General features: G+C 48.2%; 14 protein-coding genes. 4 read left to right on the top strand and 10 right to left on the bottom strand.

Annotation, left to right across the window (positions count from 1 at the left end; translation table 11 throughout):
- Nucleotides 1-3 precede the first annotated feature (3 nt).
- Nucleotides 4-768: a phosphatase PAP2 family protein gene (locus KPC83_RS03325; RefSeq protein ID WP_216279144.1), complete on the bottom strand. Its 765-nt coding sequence runs from the start codon at nt 766-768 to the stop codon at nt 4-6.
- Nucleotides 769-893: 125 nt separating this feature from the next.
- On the opposite strand from KPC83_RS03325, the gene KPC83_RS03320 reads away from it, so the two are divergent.
- The 4 genes from KPC83_RS03320 to KPC83_RS03305 all read left to right on the top strand — a co-directional run bounded on the left by KPC83_RS03320 (nt 894) and on the right by KPC83_RS03305 (nt 3,863).
- Nucleotides 894-2,177 carry a DNA repair protein gene (locus KPC83_RS03320; RefSeq protein WP_216279143.1) on the top strand — a complete coding sequence of 428 codons (1,284 nt, stop codon included), beginning with the start codon at nt 894-896 and terminating at the stop codon, nt 2,175-2,177.
- Nucleotides 2,170-2,508 carry a hypothetical protein gene (locus KPC83_RS03315; RefSeq protein WP_216279142.1) on the top strand — a complete coding sequence of 113 codons (339 nt, stop codon included), beginning with the start codon at nt 2,170-2,172 and terminating at the stop codon, nt 2,506-2,508. The genes KPC83_RS03320 and KPC83_RS03315 overlap by 8 nt, the downstream gene beginning before the upstream one ends.
- Nucleotides 2,509-2,633: 125 nt before the next feature.
- Nucleotides 2,634-3,398, top strand: coding sequence for a DUF3793 family protein (locus KPC83_RS03310; RefSeq protein ID WP_216279141.1), 765 nt, complete (start codon nt 2,634-2,636; stop codon nt 3,396-3,398).
- Between the two features lie 45 nt (nt 3,399-3,443).
- Entirely contained in the window at nt 3,444-3,863 is a 420-nt protein-coding gene (locus KPC83_RS03305) for a flavodoxin (RefSeq protein ID WP_216279140.1), read from the top strand.
- Between the two features lie 107 nt (nt 3,864-3,970).
- Here the strand turns inward: KPC83_RS03305 and KPC83_RS03300 are convergent, their stop codons facing one another.
- The 9 genes from KPC83_RS03300 to murJ form a co-directional block, all read right to left on the bottom strand.
- Complete coding sequence (locus KPC83_RS03300; RefSeq protein ID WP_216279139.1) at nt 3,971-4,495, bottom strand: hypothetical protein; 525 nt, start codon at nt 4,493-4,495, stop codon at nt 3,971-3,973.
- The gene (locus KPC83_RS03295) at nt 4,492-5,343 is read right to left on the bottom strand and encodes a metal ABC transporter permease (RefSeq protein ID WP_216279138.1); all 852 of its coding nucleotides are present in this window, start codon (nt 5,341-5,343) and stop codon (nt 4,492-4,494) included. The genes KPC83_RS03300 and KPC83_RS03295 overlap by 4 nt, the downstream gene beginning before the upstream one ends.
- On the bottom strand, nt 5,328-6,026 hold the full coding sequence (locus KPC83_RS03290) for a metal ABC transporter ATP-binding protein (RefSeq protein WP_216279137.1): 699 nt from the start codon (nt 6,024-6,026) through the stop codon (nt 5,328-5,330). The genes KPC83_RS03295 and KPC83_RS03290 overlap by 16 nt, the downstream gene beginning before the upstream one ends.
- 15 nt (nt 6,027-6,041) lie before the next feature.
- Nucleotides 6,042-7,109 (bottom strand): metal ABC transporter substrate-binding protein, encoded by a 1,068-nt coding sequence (locus KPC83_RS03285; RefSeq protein ID WP_216279136.1) that lies wholly within the window; start codon nt 7,107-7,109, stop codon nt 6,042-6,044.
- A 75-nt stretch (nt 7,110-7,184) separates the two neighbouring features.
- Entirely contained in the window at nt 7,185-7,580 is a 396-nt protein-coding gene (locus KPC83_RS03280) for a hypothetical protein (RefSeq protein WP_216279135.1), read from the bottom strand.
- A 95-nt stretch (nt 7,581-7,675) separates the two neighbouring features.
- Nucleotides 7,676-9,661: an excinuclease ABC subunit UvrC gene (gene uvrC, locus KPC83_RS03275; protein WP_216279134.1), complete on the bottom strand. Its 1,986-nt coding sequence runs from the start codon at nt 9,659-9,661 to the stop codon at nt 7,676-7,678.
- A 26-nt stretch (nt 9,662-9,687) separates the two neighbouring features.
- Entirely contained in the window at nt 9,688-10,962 is a 1,275-nt protein-coding gene (locus KPC83_RS03270) for a hypothetical protein (RefSeq protein WP_216279133.1), read from the bottom strand.
- A 37-nt stretch (nt 10,963-10,999) separates the two neighbouring features.
- Nucleotides 11,000-12,238 (bottom strand): C40 family peptidase, encoded by a 1,239-nt coding sequence (locus tag KPC83_RS03265; protein WP_216279132.1) that lies wholly within the window; start codon nt 12,236-12,238, stop codon nt 11,000-11,002.
- 159 nt (nt 12,239-12,397) lie between these two features.
- Entirely contained in the window at nt 12,398-14,509 is a 2,112-nt protein-coding gene (gene murJ / locus KPC83_RS03260; protein ID WP_216279131.1) for a murein biosynthesis integral membrane protein MurJ, read from the bottom strand.
- Nucleotide 14,510 lies beyond the last annotated feature (1 nt).

Genomic DNA, 14,510 nt, shown 5'->3' with positions numbered 1-14,510 from the left:
CTTTTAGGCGCGTGGTTCCTTTTCTATTCTAACGCCCTCGCGCTCAACAGAGAACGACGAGACCCCAACAAGTCGCTTGTTATCACGAGGCGGCAAACCAAATAAGGGAACAGCCAAGCGCGTATACAAGCCAAGCCATAAGAGCGCTGCCACAAAACCCGCCAAAACGTCACTTGCATAGTGCACGCCCAGATAGATTCTACTGATACCAATCATGAGGATAAGCAGGCTAAATGCTCCAGATAGCAAGACCCGCTGACGTTTATCTGCTTCATAGTGCCATATAAGCCAAACAATCAAACCAAAAAACGCCATAGACGCCATTGAATGACCTGATGGAAAGCTAAAACCAGTCTCTTCGATAAGGCGAAATCCAACCGGGCGCGGACGCTGTACTAGCATTTTGATGCCAACATTTAGTAGCACGGCAAGCCCAAGATTGATAGCACAACACCAACCCGGGCGCTTACCCGGGGCAAAAGCTGCAATGACCAGCAGCAGCACCATCAGCACAACCGGTGAGGCAAGCGCAGAAAATCCCTCCATAACCGGAGTGAGCCACGGTTGGCGCAACTTTGCCACAATCAATCCATATGCAAGGCTATCCATGCGAAGTACGTCATATTTATGCACCTGATAGAGCAGAAATAAAAATATGGCAGCAGAAACCACCATGATTAGCATGCGTGTATTAGCACGCACACGCGCCATAAACCCACGAGCGATGACGGGCATCTCAAGACCGGTCTTGTTAGGCTGACCTTCCATAGCACTCCTTTCGAGAAATCTCATTGTAATCCCAAATCATGTGTCCAGATGCAACACTACCATGCTTCATCGAATATATGTTCTCAAGAACATATGTTCGTGTATACTCATAACCAGGAGGATATATGACAACACAGCGGACTTATATTTGCATTGACCTAAAAAGCTTTTACGCTTCAGTTGAATGTGCTGATAGAGGGCTTGACCCTTTTACCACCAAGTTAGTAGTTGCCGACCCAACTCGCGGCGAAAAAACCATCTGCCTTGCCGTAAGCCCTGCCTTAAAAGCCTTAGGCATTTCTGGGCGACCACGCATCTTTGAGTTGCCACGCGGGATAAACTACATTAAGGCGCGACCTCGCATGCGCCGCTATATGGAGGTTTCAGCGCAAATTTATGGCATCTACCTTGAGTATATGAGTGCCGATGATATACATATCTATTCCATTGATGAGTGCTTTATTGATGCCACGTCCTATCTCAAGCTCTATCAAACCGATGCTGTAAGTTTTGCACAAACGCTTATGCATGCCGTGCTTGAGCGCACGGGCATTCACGCAGCGGCTGGCATTGGTGAAAACCTCTTTTTGGCTAAGGTGGCACTTGATATTACTGCCAAGCACACACCACAAGGCATCAGCGAACTCACGCCCGAGAGCTTTAGAAAACACATCTGGCCACACCGTCCTATCACAGATATTTGGGGCATTGGCAAAGGCATTGCCACACGTCTAGCTGCGTATCACGTGTATGACCTTATGGGGATTGCTGCGCTTAACCCAGATATTTTGTATAAAGAGTTTGGTGTTAATGCTGAATATCTCATTGACCATGCGCACGGGAAAGAACCGGTAAGCATTGCTGAGATTAAAGCCTATAAGCCGCGCGAAACCTCAATGGTAAGCGGACAAACCCTCATGCGTGATTATACCTATGACGAGGCACTGATTATTGTGCGTGAGATGCTGGATGCACAGGTATTATCACTTGTAGAAAAAGGCCTTGTAGCAGCCCAAATATCTTTATTTGTTGGCTATAGCAAGCACGGTTTAGCGCGCGCAGGAGCGTATATACCAACGCACGGCGGCGGACAGCGCAAGCTTTTACAAAAAACTAACTCGCGGCGGCGCCTCTGGGTGATTCTTGAATCCTTGTATAAAGAAACAGTCTCCCCTTCATGCTTAATTAGGCGTATCAGCATAGGTTTTAAAGGATTACTCCCTGAGACATATGCCGATGTTGATTTATTTACTGATATTGCATCTGAGGCGCGCGAACACAATCTTGCTCAGGTTGTCAACACCATCAAGGGGCGCTATGGAGCTAATGCGCTTTTGCGTGGTACCAGCTTTAAGCCAGGTGCCACCGGACGCGAACGCAACGAGCAGGTAGGAGGACACCATGCCTAGATATACACAAAACGGTCACGTGCGTGCCAACCGGGCATCACAATTTATGCCGTTTGCGGCACTCACCGGCTATCACGACCTTGCAAAGCATCAAGAAGCTCCCCTTGAATCGCGCCGTATTCCCACAGAAGAGCAGGCCGAGGATCTTTCTCGTACGGTTTTACAAATTGCGCGGGGTGATATGGTGGAGATTTGCTATTACCACCACAAAAGCTATATCACTAAACGTGGGATTATTGATGCCATTGAGCCAAGTTTTTACCGACTACGCCTAAATGGGGAACTTATCTTTTTTGACGATATTTGGTCAATTGTGCGTGACCCCACCTAACAACACCAGTCGAGCGCCGAAAATGCCCCAAAACTTTTTTGTAAACATACTTGACCAAGACCCCTCATGATGTGTAAGTTACCATTATCTAACAGATGCGATTTCAAAGGGAGGGGCAGACGTTTATGCAAAGCATTGATGCATCAGCACTTGAAGCAGCAATTGTTCGCAACGCTGCCCCCACTATCACAGGCATTATGCCAGCTAACCTCTTTACGTTTCCCGGACACTTTGTTGCTGCGAACACGCAATATAGTTCTGATAGCACTACCGCATCTGAGTCCACTATCACTGCAGCGAGCGAGGCACACACGGCGCGCGAAGCGCTCATCAAGGCGGTCATAAACTGGAATACAGCTTTGACACATACTGGCATTGAGCTCACGGTTCTCGTTTGGCGCAGCTGCGGAGCACTTATACTCATCTACCGGCGCAATGTACTCGAACGCTTCCTTGCTCAAACAAACATTCAACGAGCACTCAAGCAGGCCGGCTATCCCAGCACCACACTTGACGCGTGTCTTGGCGAAATGGCAAAGCGTCTTGCCGCGCGCGGCAAATGGTCAGTGAACGCCTATAGTTCAAACGGTGTGGGCAACTGCTTGTTAGGATATGCTCCACGCGAGCAAAACACCTGTGAGAACTGTACGCACCTGCGCTGCGCATTTCCTCATGAGATTGGATACTTTCTGGGGTATCCGCCGCACGACGTTGAAAGCTTTATTACTGAAAAAGGTAAAAATTTTCGACTCTTGGGACCCTGGAAGGTCTACCATGACATCCCCCGCGCAGCGGCAATGTTTGCGCGTATTAGACAGTGCACCAACTGGTGCAAAGAACGCTATCAACGCGGCGACCGGTTGCACGAGCTGGTTCAAGCGTATGTATAGACGGTAACCATGGTCGCGCTGCGACCCAATCCGAAAGGACCTTGTATGAGCAAAGTAGCAGTTATTTTTTGGAGTGGCACCGGTAATACCGAAGCGCTCGCAGGCTTCATTGGAGACGGTGTTGCTGAGGCTGGTGGAGAGGCTGAGGTAATTCAGGTTTCTGACTTTGATACATCAAGTTTGGATGCCTACGATGCATTTGCCCTTGGTTGCCCGGCAATGGGTTCTGAGGAGCTTGAATATGATGAGTTTGAACCCTTCTGGAACGAAGTCAAAGGCGAGCTTGGCGATAAAAAGGTTGCCCTCTTTGGTAGCTATGAATGGGCTGACGGTGAGTGGATGGATACGTGGAAAGCCGATGCTGCTGATGCTGGCGTTAATGTAGTAGATACCCTCATCTGCTATGACGCTCCTGATGCCGAGGCTGAGGCTGGCGCAAAGACACTTGCCACCAAGCTGGTCTAAATTAAAATTGAGGAATCTATTGCCTCGTTTCTTAATTATGACGAGGCAATAGCTTTCAATACAGTTTGGGGTGGCAGCGTGTAGCGTTGCCACCCCATTGTTTGAACTTATTTGCTCGCCTCGAAACTCGCATCACGCAGGTAAATATAGGTAATGTCTTCTTCAGTATAGGTATCAAAGACACCAGTCACAGTCATCTCATTGCCAATTTCTGGATAATCAGCTGGATATGCTTTTTCCTCAGCAGAACTAAACTCTAAACCCGTGGTACAACAGCCAGTGGTATCCGTAATGAGCACGCCATAAAAACGACGACCATTATTGTCATAGCTATCAAAATTCCCTTTAATCTTGATTGTCTTGCCAATAAACTGATCACGATTTTGATTCATATAGCCTATCTGCGAAAAAATCATCATCGCATTGAGATGCGTTAGGTCAACGTTTACTCCGTCGGCAGAATCGGTAGGTGCCACCTGTAATTCAGGGTCTGGTAGTGGCCCCACGCCTTTATTTTGTTGCTCGGGTGCGCAGGCACTCAGCGCTAACGTTCCAAAAAGTGCCGCACAGCTTGCAAACAGCTGCCTACGGCTCAATGCATATTGCATCCAAGCACCTACCATATGTTTCATGCGCGCAATCCCCCTATCACAGATACCAGTGATGTGAGTAAAAATACCGCCGCATCAACACTTACGATAGTAGGACCTACTGGGGTTCCAGCTAAAATAGACACTAACATACCTAGCAAAGCACACAATACCGAGCATATGGCCGCAAAAATAGTTACACCCAAAAAGCTTTTGCAAACACGCATGGCAGACAGAGCGGGAAACACCACAAGAGCCGACACCAACAGCGAGCCGACAAGGCGCATGGATACCACTATAACCACACCGATAATGATTGCCATGACAAAATTCAAACGCTCAATCGCGATTCCTGAAACCCGTGCTGCATCTTCATCAAAAGAAGCAGCTAAAAGCTTTGGATAGAGCACCACAAAACTAATTACCACCATCAACGACAACATCGCACACCATATAACATCGCTCGCCGAAAGGGTAAGAATAGAAACAGACCCAAACAAGGTTGTACAAACATCGCCTGCCACGTTTGCAGAAGCTGAAAAGAGATTGATAACAATATAGCCAAAGGCAAGAGCTCCCACCGAGAGCATGGTAATAGCTGCATCACCTTTCACCTGTGCACGCGCACCACGACCTAACAGCAACACGGCACACGCAACGGTAACCGGCAGTGTCAAGAGCATTGAATTAGTAAGATGCACAACAGTTGCTAGAGAGAGAACACCAAAAGCTACATGCGAAAGACCGTCTCCTATAAACGAGAGCCGTCTGAGCACAAGGCTCGTTCCCAATAGCGATGAACACAGTGCAATCAATACACCAACTACCAGCGCATATTGTACAAAGGGGAATTGAAGATAGCTTATAAGCTGGTTTATTGCCCATTGCATGTCTTCCCACCTCCTGCCATCATCACTCGATACGTTTCAGCCTGCATATACGTTGGTGTAGCCCCCATAACAAGAACATGCGTTGCATGCTCGACCGCCGGTGCAACATCATGTGACACCATCACAATAGTGGTTTTTTGCTCATGCAGAGAATGTAGGAGCGCGTAAAGACTTGCCGCCGCCTCAGGATCGAGGCCTGTTGTTGGTTCATCAAGAACCAGCATATCTGAGTTCATACAAAGCGCACGCGCCAGCAACACGCGCTGCTGCTGTCCTCCTGAAAGGGTCTTAAATGATGTTTTTGCAGCGTCTTCCAGGCCAACCTGTGTCAAAGCGTGGTGGAGACGATGACGCTGCTCTGTACCTAAACGGAGCCAAAACCTGTGATGAGCTGCAAAACCCATTGCAACAACCTCTTGCACCGTAACCGGAAAATCATCTTGTATGCGTGCTCGCTGCGGCAAATAAGCGCAGCTTGTTTGCGCGCTATCACTATGTATCTTAAGGCTTCCTTCCAATGGCTTGGCAAGACCAACCAGCACTTTTAGAAAACTCGACTTACCTGAGCCGTTTGGCCCCACAATACTAAGATAGCTACCACGCTCAAGCTCAAAGTTTATAGGGCCAACAATGCGATGATGTCCATAACCCAGCACAAGATTTTGGCAAGAAACTACTTGCATAGTGTTCCTCCCTCTCTAAGCAAGTGCCGCTTTGAGTACCTCAAGATTATCCTTCATAGTCTTAAGATAGTTCGCACCAGCCTCGACATCTGCAGCAGTTGTTGACTGGAGCGAATCCATGACCGCAATCGTTTGATTTTTTGTCTTGGTATTCGCGCGCACCGTTTCTGCGATTGCTGGTGAAGCGTGTTCGATGGTTAACAGTGTTTTAAGACCAAGTTCATCGGTTTTATCAGCTAAGAACCGAATGGTCTCAAAACTTGCTTCAGACTCTGCCGAGCAACCCGAGAATGCTGCGTAGTAGCTCAGACCATAGTCGTCAACCAAATAGCGGAAGGGAAAGCGGTCGGCAAACAGAAGCGTTTTTTGAGTAGCTCCATCAACGGCTTTTTGATAGTCATCAGAAAGCTGTTGGAGTTCTTTATTGTATGTTTTTGCGTTGCGGGTATACATTTGAGCATGAGAAGGGTCAGCAGTACCAAGGGCGTTTGCAATACCTTGAACCAGATGCTGCGCATGCTTGAGTGATAGCCACACATGCTCATCATATTCTGCTTCGTCTTCATGCTCGTCAGCGTCTTGGTCGTGAGCATCATGATTGTCGTAGGTATGGTCTTCTTCGGCGCCATCATGGTCGTGGTCGTGCTCACCTTCCATACCCTCAACTGTTTCTTCGAGCTTAGCACGCTCTCCCATGAGCTCCATAAGATTTACCACGACCTGTTTTTTATTGCTCACCTGCTTCAATACGTCATTAACCCATTCGTCAGACTCACCGCCCACATACACAAACACATCGCTCTCGACAATTTTTTTAATATCTGCAGCGCTTGGCTTATAACTATGAAGGTCAACTCCGTTATCTAGCAACATTGATACCTCAGTGTTGTCGAGCTGCTCTCCTAAGATATTTCTTATCCAGTCATACTCGGGGAAAATAGTAGTTACAACTTTTAGCTTTGCTGAATGCTCTGCAGAAGCAGAGCCAGACATAGCTGCTGGGTTTTTCGCGTTTGAGCAACCGCTCAAGAGTCCGAGAGATAGGCACACGACGGACACGAGTGCCAGAATAGTTTTTTTCATATGAGAATCCTTTAGCTGATTTAGAGCTTTGTTTAGCGTATCTAAGAGATATTTGTTAGGTATAACAAGCGTATATCAGCTGTTCAAGCGCACCTTGAGCACAATCGGCGTAAGCGGGCTTGTTATGAGTGCATAGAAGCGGCAAAGCCAAGCTGGGTACATAATCTTGAGCGCAACACAAAGACCCGCGCAGGCTATAACCGCGTGGCTCATGAGCTTTGCTATAAGCACCATCTCAGCACAGACATGACAGCCCGCGCCCGTACAAACGTGATGAGATTCAAGTCCCACAAAAACAGCGGAGGTAAACATGCTTAGCGCAAGTATTGCTACCAGCACATATGCCACCATGCTAACTACCGTATTGCGTGCAAAATCCTGCGCGCCAACAAAGACCAAACCAAGCTTGCGCTTGATTGCACCCATAAGCTTGCCGCTGGCAAAGCCTATGCATCTTTGTTGAGCTGCCATCTGCACTGTGCATAACCTTTCTTGTTGAGCACAACACGCCTTGTTATTATCACACAGCATTGCATGAGCGCTCCTATATTCAGTGAAAGGACAGACTATGTTGTGATTGCTTGCTGAGATGCGCGCAGCGTATCAAAAACAGCACGAGCAACAAGCATAGAAACACCTGGCACCTCTGCAATTTCTTCTACCGAGGCCGCTTTTAGACGCTTCATCGACCCAAAATGTTTCATTAATGCACGTTTGCGAGCAGGACCTACACCTGACACCTCATCGAGCACCGAAACCGTCATTGCTTTATCGCGCAGTTCACGGTGAAAGGTGATTGCAAAACGATGAGACTCGTCGCGTACCTGCTTGATAAGATACAGTGATGCCGAGCCGGTGGGCAAGACCACCGGAGTATCATCCCAGGGTACAAAAACCTCTTCATCGCTTTTTGCAAGACCGCAAACCGGAATGTCTAAACCCAGCTCTTTTAACTGAGAAATAGCAGCCGAAAGCTGCGGCTTGCCACCGTCTACCACAAGCAAGTCAGGGCGCTTTCCAAAGCGTTCATCTGCCATGCGCTCTGGAGCAAAACGTCTTCCTAATACCTCTTGCATGGAAAGAAAGTCATTTGCCTCGCTCAGTTCAGCTTGAATCTTAAAGCGACGATACTGGGAGGTATCAGCTCGTCCGTTGGTAAAGACCACCATAGATGCAACGGTAAATGCGCCATGCAAGGTTGAAATGTCAAAACATTCAATACGCATAGGTGCTTGAGGCAGTGCCAATGCACTTTCAAGTTGTAACAAGGCCTGATTGGTGCGCTCATCAGCATAGCCGGTTCGCATCATGTAGCGCATAAGAGCGTGGTGCGCATTGCGCTCGCAGGTCTCCATGAGATGGTGTTTCTCACCGCGCTGAGGGCGATGAATGCGAGTAGAACGCCCACGTTTTTCTGTGAGCCACTGAGCGATTACATCAGCGTCAGGCAAATCAATACCTACATCAATTTCTGCTGGAATATCAGCCGTTTCTTCGTAATAGCGCTTAAGAAAGCCCTCAACAAGCTCAACTTCGCTAACATCAAAACCCTTGTTGAGAATAAACTCAACTGAGCGAATCGTGCGTCCTTCGCGCACACAAAACACGCAGGCACCAGCAATTGTTTCTTCACGATAAAAGCCCACAAGGTCAATATCTATTGAGGAGGCAAAATCGACCTGCTGCCGGTCGTCCAAACCACGCACCACATCTAAGCGGCGCTTGATGCGTCCCGCGCGCTCAAAATCAAGCTCTGATGCTGCTAGCTGCATTTCATCGGTGAGCTCATGCACTACCTCTGAGCGGTGCCCCGATAAAAAGTGCTCAACACGCCGCACGATTTGTTTATACTCCTCCGGTGTGCAGGCTCCTACACAAACCCCAGGACCCCGCCCTACATGATAATCAAAACACGGTCGACCCTTTTGTGCGCATATCATCTGTATTACCTGAGCATCTTCTAGTTGACGCTCAAGCATACGGCGCACACGTCGCCACTCAGCGCAGGTAGCAGAACAAATAGGAATAACCTTGCGCAGGGTATCAATAGTTTCTCTCGCTGCTCGTGAGTCGGTATACGGACCAAAATAGCGTGTATGAGACTTATGACGCTCGCGCGTATACTTTATCGCCGGAAACATATCCCCTTTTGTAAGGGCAATATAGGGATAGGACTTATCGTCTTTGAAGTCCACGTTAAAGTAAGGGTGATATTGAGCAATTAAATTACGCTCAAGTACCAAAGCCTCATGCTCGGTATCAACTACCAGATAATCAAAGCTGGCAACCAGCTGCATCATGAGGGGGATTTTCTCGCGGTCATCAGAAAGCGTTACATATTGACGCATGCGGGCACGCAAGTTTTTTGCCTTGCCAACATAGATTACTTCACCCTCGGCATTGCGCCACAGATAGCAACCAGGGTCCGTTGGAACCTGTGCCACCTGCTCAGCAAGCAATGACAAATCACCAGGCGTTGCCGTGCGCGCAGCAACAATTGATTGCACAGGCAGGCCTTCTTTATTAAGACCTTGCGAGATAGATGTATCCATTGCAAAGTCCTCCCCAACCATACAATCTAGCTAACCCCAACCTGCTTACCGCCACTATCCCATACATAGCGCTTGAATTTGCGAATTTGGTTATAGTACATAAGCGCTGCCCAAAAACGTTGCTCCAGGCCGTCTGCATGATAGTACAGCGGAAACCGAGCCTTACGGTTGCGATAAAACGCAAGCGCACGCTCACGCAACTCGGGGTCTTGCACGGTTTTTTTAACCACAATAGGAGGCACGCACGCATACGCAAAAGGCGCATCTGCTGCTCCCCCATGGATAACCTTGCCCAAAACAAACTCTTCAACAATCAAGCGGACAAAATCAACGCCGCCAAGCGTGGTATAAAACGAATTGCGTCCAGGGCGCGTATTAACCTCAAAGAATTTATACTGCTTATCACGCGGGTCATATTTCACGTCAAAATTAGCAAAACCCCGATACCCCACATGTTTAAGCAAACGGCAAGCATCATCGAGTGCACTATCAACCCGCTCAGATAAAATGAGCACCGGATTTCCGATTGCATAGGGTGAATGATCTTGTAAAACCACCTGTCCTGAGCAGGTCATCTCAGGCTCACCTTGTGCATTGGTAAAAATGCTCAGCGTGCGCAGTCCATCGTCACCACCCGGAATAAATTCCTGAATGATAAGCTCGCGGTCATAGCTTGAGGCCTTTAATGCCTCAAAAATACGTGTTAACTCCTGTGGAGAATCAACCTCAAAGATTTTTTTCTTGCCAGCAAACTCAGCATAGTGATAGGTAGCTGAATTAGATGGCTTTGCAATAAGCGGATAGCTAAACTCCTCTGCAGGAATGATTGTATCTGGATGAGAGCAATCAAAAGACCAGGTTTTGGGATAGGGAATATGCAGCTCTTCGCAAAGCTCGTAGAAATACTCTTTTTGCGTGAGTTTATCAAGCAGTTCAAAATCGATATATGGGACATGAAACCAAGCGCTCAGCGTCTCTTTGTGTTGAGACAAAAGGCGAGCATACCAGTCACCCGAGCCTACCAAGAGTCCAACTTTGCCCTCAGCTGCAATCTCTTGACCGAGCTGCTCAAGATAGCTCAATAAAAATGCCGACTGCTCGATGTCTGGACCAAGCGTGCGATAATCAGAAAAGCGACTTTTTGAGGTTGCTTTTACCTCATCGGCAGCTAAAACGATTGAGCGCAAACCATAGAGTTCATGAAACTCACGCACAAACGTATAGCCGAGAATATCTGCTCCTAAGACAACCGGGACGAGCGAGGTTTGAACCTCATGCTCGTCCCGAAGCATTCTAACCATGAATGAAGTACTCCTCATGCGCTCGGATTATGACAGCCTAAATGGGTGAGCCACCACCGCAGAAACCACCATCAAAGGTTACGCCCGTAATAACTACGCCCTGGCCATAACCATTAGCGTGCACAACCTGACCGCCACCAATGTAGATAGCAACGTGATAGATGGTACCACCCTGCTGATAGAAGACCAAATCTCCTGCGCTTAAAGAAGAGGTCGAGGTTTTGAGATTGCCAGCAGCAACCACCCGCTGATACTGAGCACGCGATGAATGTGGGATTGAAATACCGGCCTGCGCGTAGGCATATTTGGTTAGACCTGAACAGTCAAAAGAAACACCTGGGTTTGAAGCACCATACGAATATGGCAGACCAAGCTGTGCCTTTGCAGCAGAAATGATGGTAGACGCAGTACCGCCATCAAGACTTGTTGCAGAGCTTGAGCCGCCTGAACTTGATGTACTTGAGTTTGAGCCTGTAGCAGCGTTGCTGGCACTCGTATTTGACTGCGCAGCAGGGCTTGCATTGTTACCTGGTGCCAAAGCTGTACCCTGAGCAGGCGCGGCAGTTTGCGAGGCGGTGTTTGCCTGTTGAGCTGCAGCCTGAGCCGCTGCCTCAGCACGAGCCCGCTGCTCAGCAGCCTTAGCCTCACGCTCGGCTGCAAGCGCCGCCTGCAGCTCAGAGGATAGGCCGTTAACGTAAGACTCAGCCTCTCGTTGAGAAGCCTCTAGCGCTTTTGCGGTTTTGAGCTGCTCTTCATGCAAGTCTTTAAGCTCTTGCTCTTTTTTACTAAGTTCATCACGCTGGGTGTTGAGTGCGCTCACCAACTCATTAACCTCGTTAATTTTGTTATTGTTTGCCTCAGCTGTACGATTGGCATAAAACAAACGAGAGGTAAGCTCACTAAAATCTCGTGACGAGAACAAAATATCAATCAGCGTAGTTGCGCCATCTTTATATTGACCGCGCATAATATCGGCAACAGAACCCTGAGCCTGTTCTGCTTTTGCCTCTTTGGCGGCAATCTCGGCTTTAAGCGCCTCAATTTGGTCGGTGGTTTCTGAAAGCTGATACTCAGTTTCTTCTGCCTGAGCAGCAGCAATTTCAAGATTACGGCTAAGAGTATCAAGCTTTTTTTGAGCCTCAGCAAGCTGTGAGCTCAACTGTGAGCTAGAAGCAGTCTCTGCATAAGCAACAGGTGCTATCGGGCTAACAAAAGCCATCAAACCCGCAAGAACAGCCACCGGAACAACACGGCGGCATTGAGTGGTACGTTTCATCTACGTTGTTTCCTCTCTGCAAAACGCATCGAAAGAATTTCTCATATGGTACCAAGTCTTACCCATATTGGTAAGCCCGATTGCGCGGGTACTTCAAACTTTAAGAGACCTCAACGAGATATTCAAAGAGACTCCATACCTAACAAGGTCTGCGCTACCCTATTGCGCACTTGCCTTTTGCCGTGCTGAGCGCGGCAATATCCGTGCAAAGAGCGCATCAAAAAACGGTGCTTCTGATTTGCCAAGCACCGATGCCAGGCCAAAGCTTACCACGAGCGAAAGTATTCCTGATGGAGCTGCATAGAGCAAACCTCGCATAACCGTGCTCGCAGGACCCAGAGTTGTTGTGAGTCCTTGCAGAACAGCCCAGCCCGCAAGCGCACCTAAAACGCCAAAAGCTAAGGCATATACGGACGAGATAAGCATACGTTTTATGCCAAGTTGACCTAACTGCATGCGCAAGCGCAACATGGTAACCAAATCTATAATGCCAAAATATATAAGCGAGCTTAAAGGCACGAGGTACAACCCAAATATAGGCGTGCCCAGTATGCAAACAGCAATTTGCACCACAGCAGCAATGCAGGTTGCAAAGGCATAAAACTTCATGCTTAACATTGCTGAGCAAACCTTTTGAAGGTAGCTAGATAAACCATAAAATGGCAGCGTCAAACCTAAAACTGCAAGATAGGTACTCGTTGCATCAATTTCATCAGCTGAAAATGAATTGCTTGCAATAATTGCAATAAGCGGGCGAGCAAAAACAAAGAAATACAAGCTAAATGGTATGAGGGTAAAGAGGATTTTACTCGCGCCACGCGCAATGCCGCCTATAAAAGAGGCTAGGTCATCTTGGGCAAAATAAACCGAAAGCTCGGTGAACATCGTAATTGAAATGGGGATTGCAAAGATAGAAAAGGGCAGTGCATACCAGACGCGCGCATAGTAGCTCATGGCTGCACCTGTTTCGGTAACCGATAAAATACTGCTCGACATAACAGCAGTGGTAGGATATGCAACAAGTGTAACAACGAGCGTTGGCAAACCGATAGACAGGGTATCTCTAAGGGCGGGGTCTCTAAAGTTAATGCGTGGGTAAAAGCGAATACCGTGCTTTCTCAGAGCTGGAACCTGTATAAATGCCTGTACAAACACCCCAAGTGGGTTGCCAATAGCAAGAAAGAGAACCGCTTGTTGTACCGGCATAGCACCCGAGCGCGTAACATAACCAAACAGCACAAAGGACGCAATAATGATGATGTTATTAAAAATGGGTGCTACGTTGCTCCAGAGATAATCGCGCTCAGCATTAAGAACACCCGAAAAAATAGATGACAATGCATACAGCACAATCTCAACAGCAAACCAGCGGAAGAACCAAACCGCCTGCGCTGCATCAAAGCTATCAGAGGCTCCCGCCGATTGTGTCCAGATGATAGGGCCGGCACATATAAACGAAATGACCGTTAACACAATCATAGCCAGAAGCACAAAGGATAAAAGATTTGAAGCATACGCCTGTGCACCCGGTTTTCCCATTTTCTCGCGCACTCGAATATACACCGGCAAAAACGAGGTAATAAGCATACCGCCTGCAACCAGCTCATACATAACATTAGGCATCTGATCTGCGAGGGTATAAACACTTGCAAGCGCCGTAAGACCCAGTGCCCACGATTGAGCCGATATGCGTAAAAAACCCGTGATACGACTGATAATAACCAGAAAGCTAACAAGACGCGATGACTTATCAGCGCGGGCTTCGCTCACTTGAGCTGCTGTTTGCGATGCAGCATGTGCATCCGTCTGCTGCCCCGCTAGCTCTGTAGCAGGTACAGGCTTTGCTTGTGTAGAAAACACCTCATCTGAGCGTGGTGTCTGAGCTTTAACAGACACATGAGAAAGCCTTTGCGCTTCCTGCTGAGCGTCAAGGGGGACACTGCTTGAATTTGCCGCCGCCGAACCGATTGGTAGGGAGCTCGCACCAGCTTGAGCAGCACGCATAAAAACAGCCGTATCATCGGGCGAAATACGGTGCGCGCTCTGAGATGCAGCGGCTATAAAAACTGAGGTTTCATCAGGTCGTACGCCATGAGGAAAGCTCGGTTGAGGGGTTCGCGTTGATTCTTGTACTAAGTGCGACGCACTCGTCAGCTCGTCCGCTGCCGCTTGTGAAACATCAAGCCGTGGCAAGCTCTGAGCAAGCGTTTCACGAACCGGCTGCGAAGACCCATGCATAGCATGCACAGCTCCAAGAGTTTTTTGCGGCACA

It is taken from the genome of Collinsella sp. zg1085 (genome assembly GCF_018889955.1).
Classification (GTDB): domain Bacteria; phylum Actinomycetota; class Coriobacteriia; order Coriobacteriales; family Coriobacteriaceae; genus Collinsella.
This window is presented reverse-complemented; position numbering and strand designations above follow the sequence as displayed.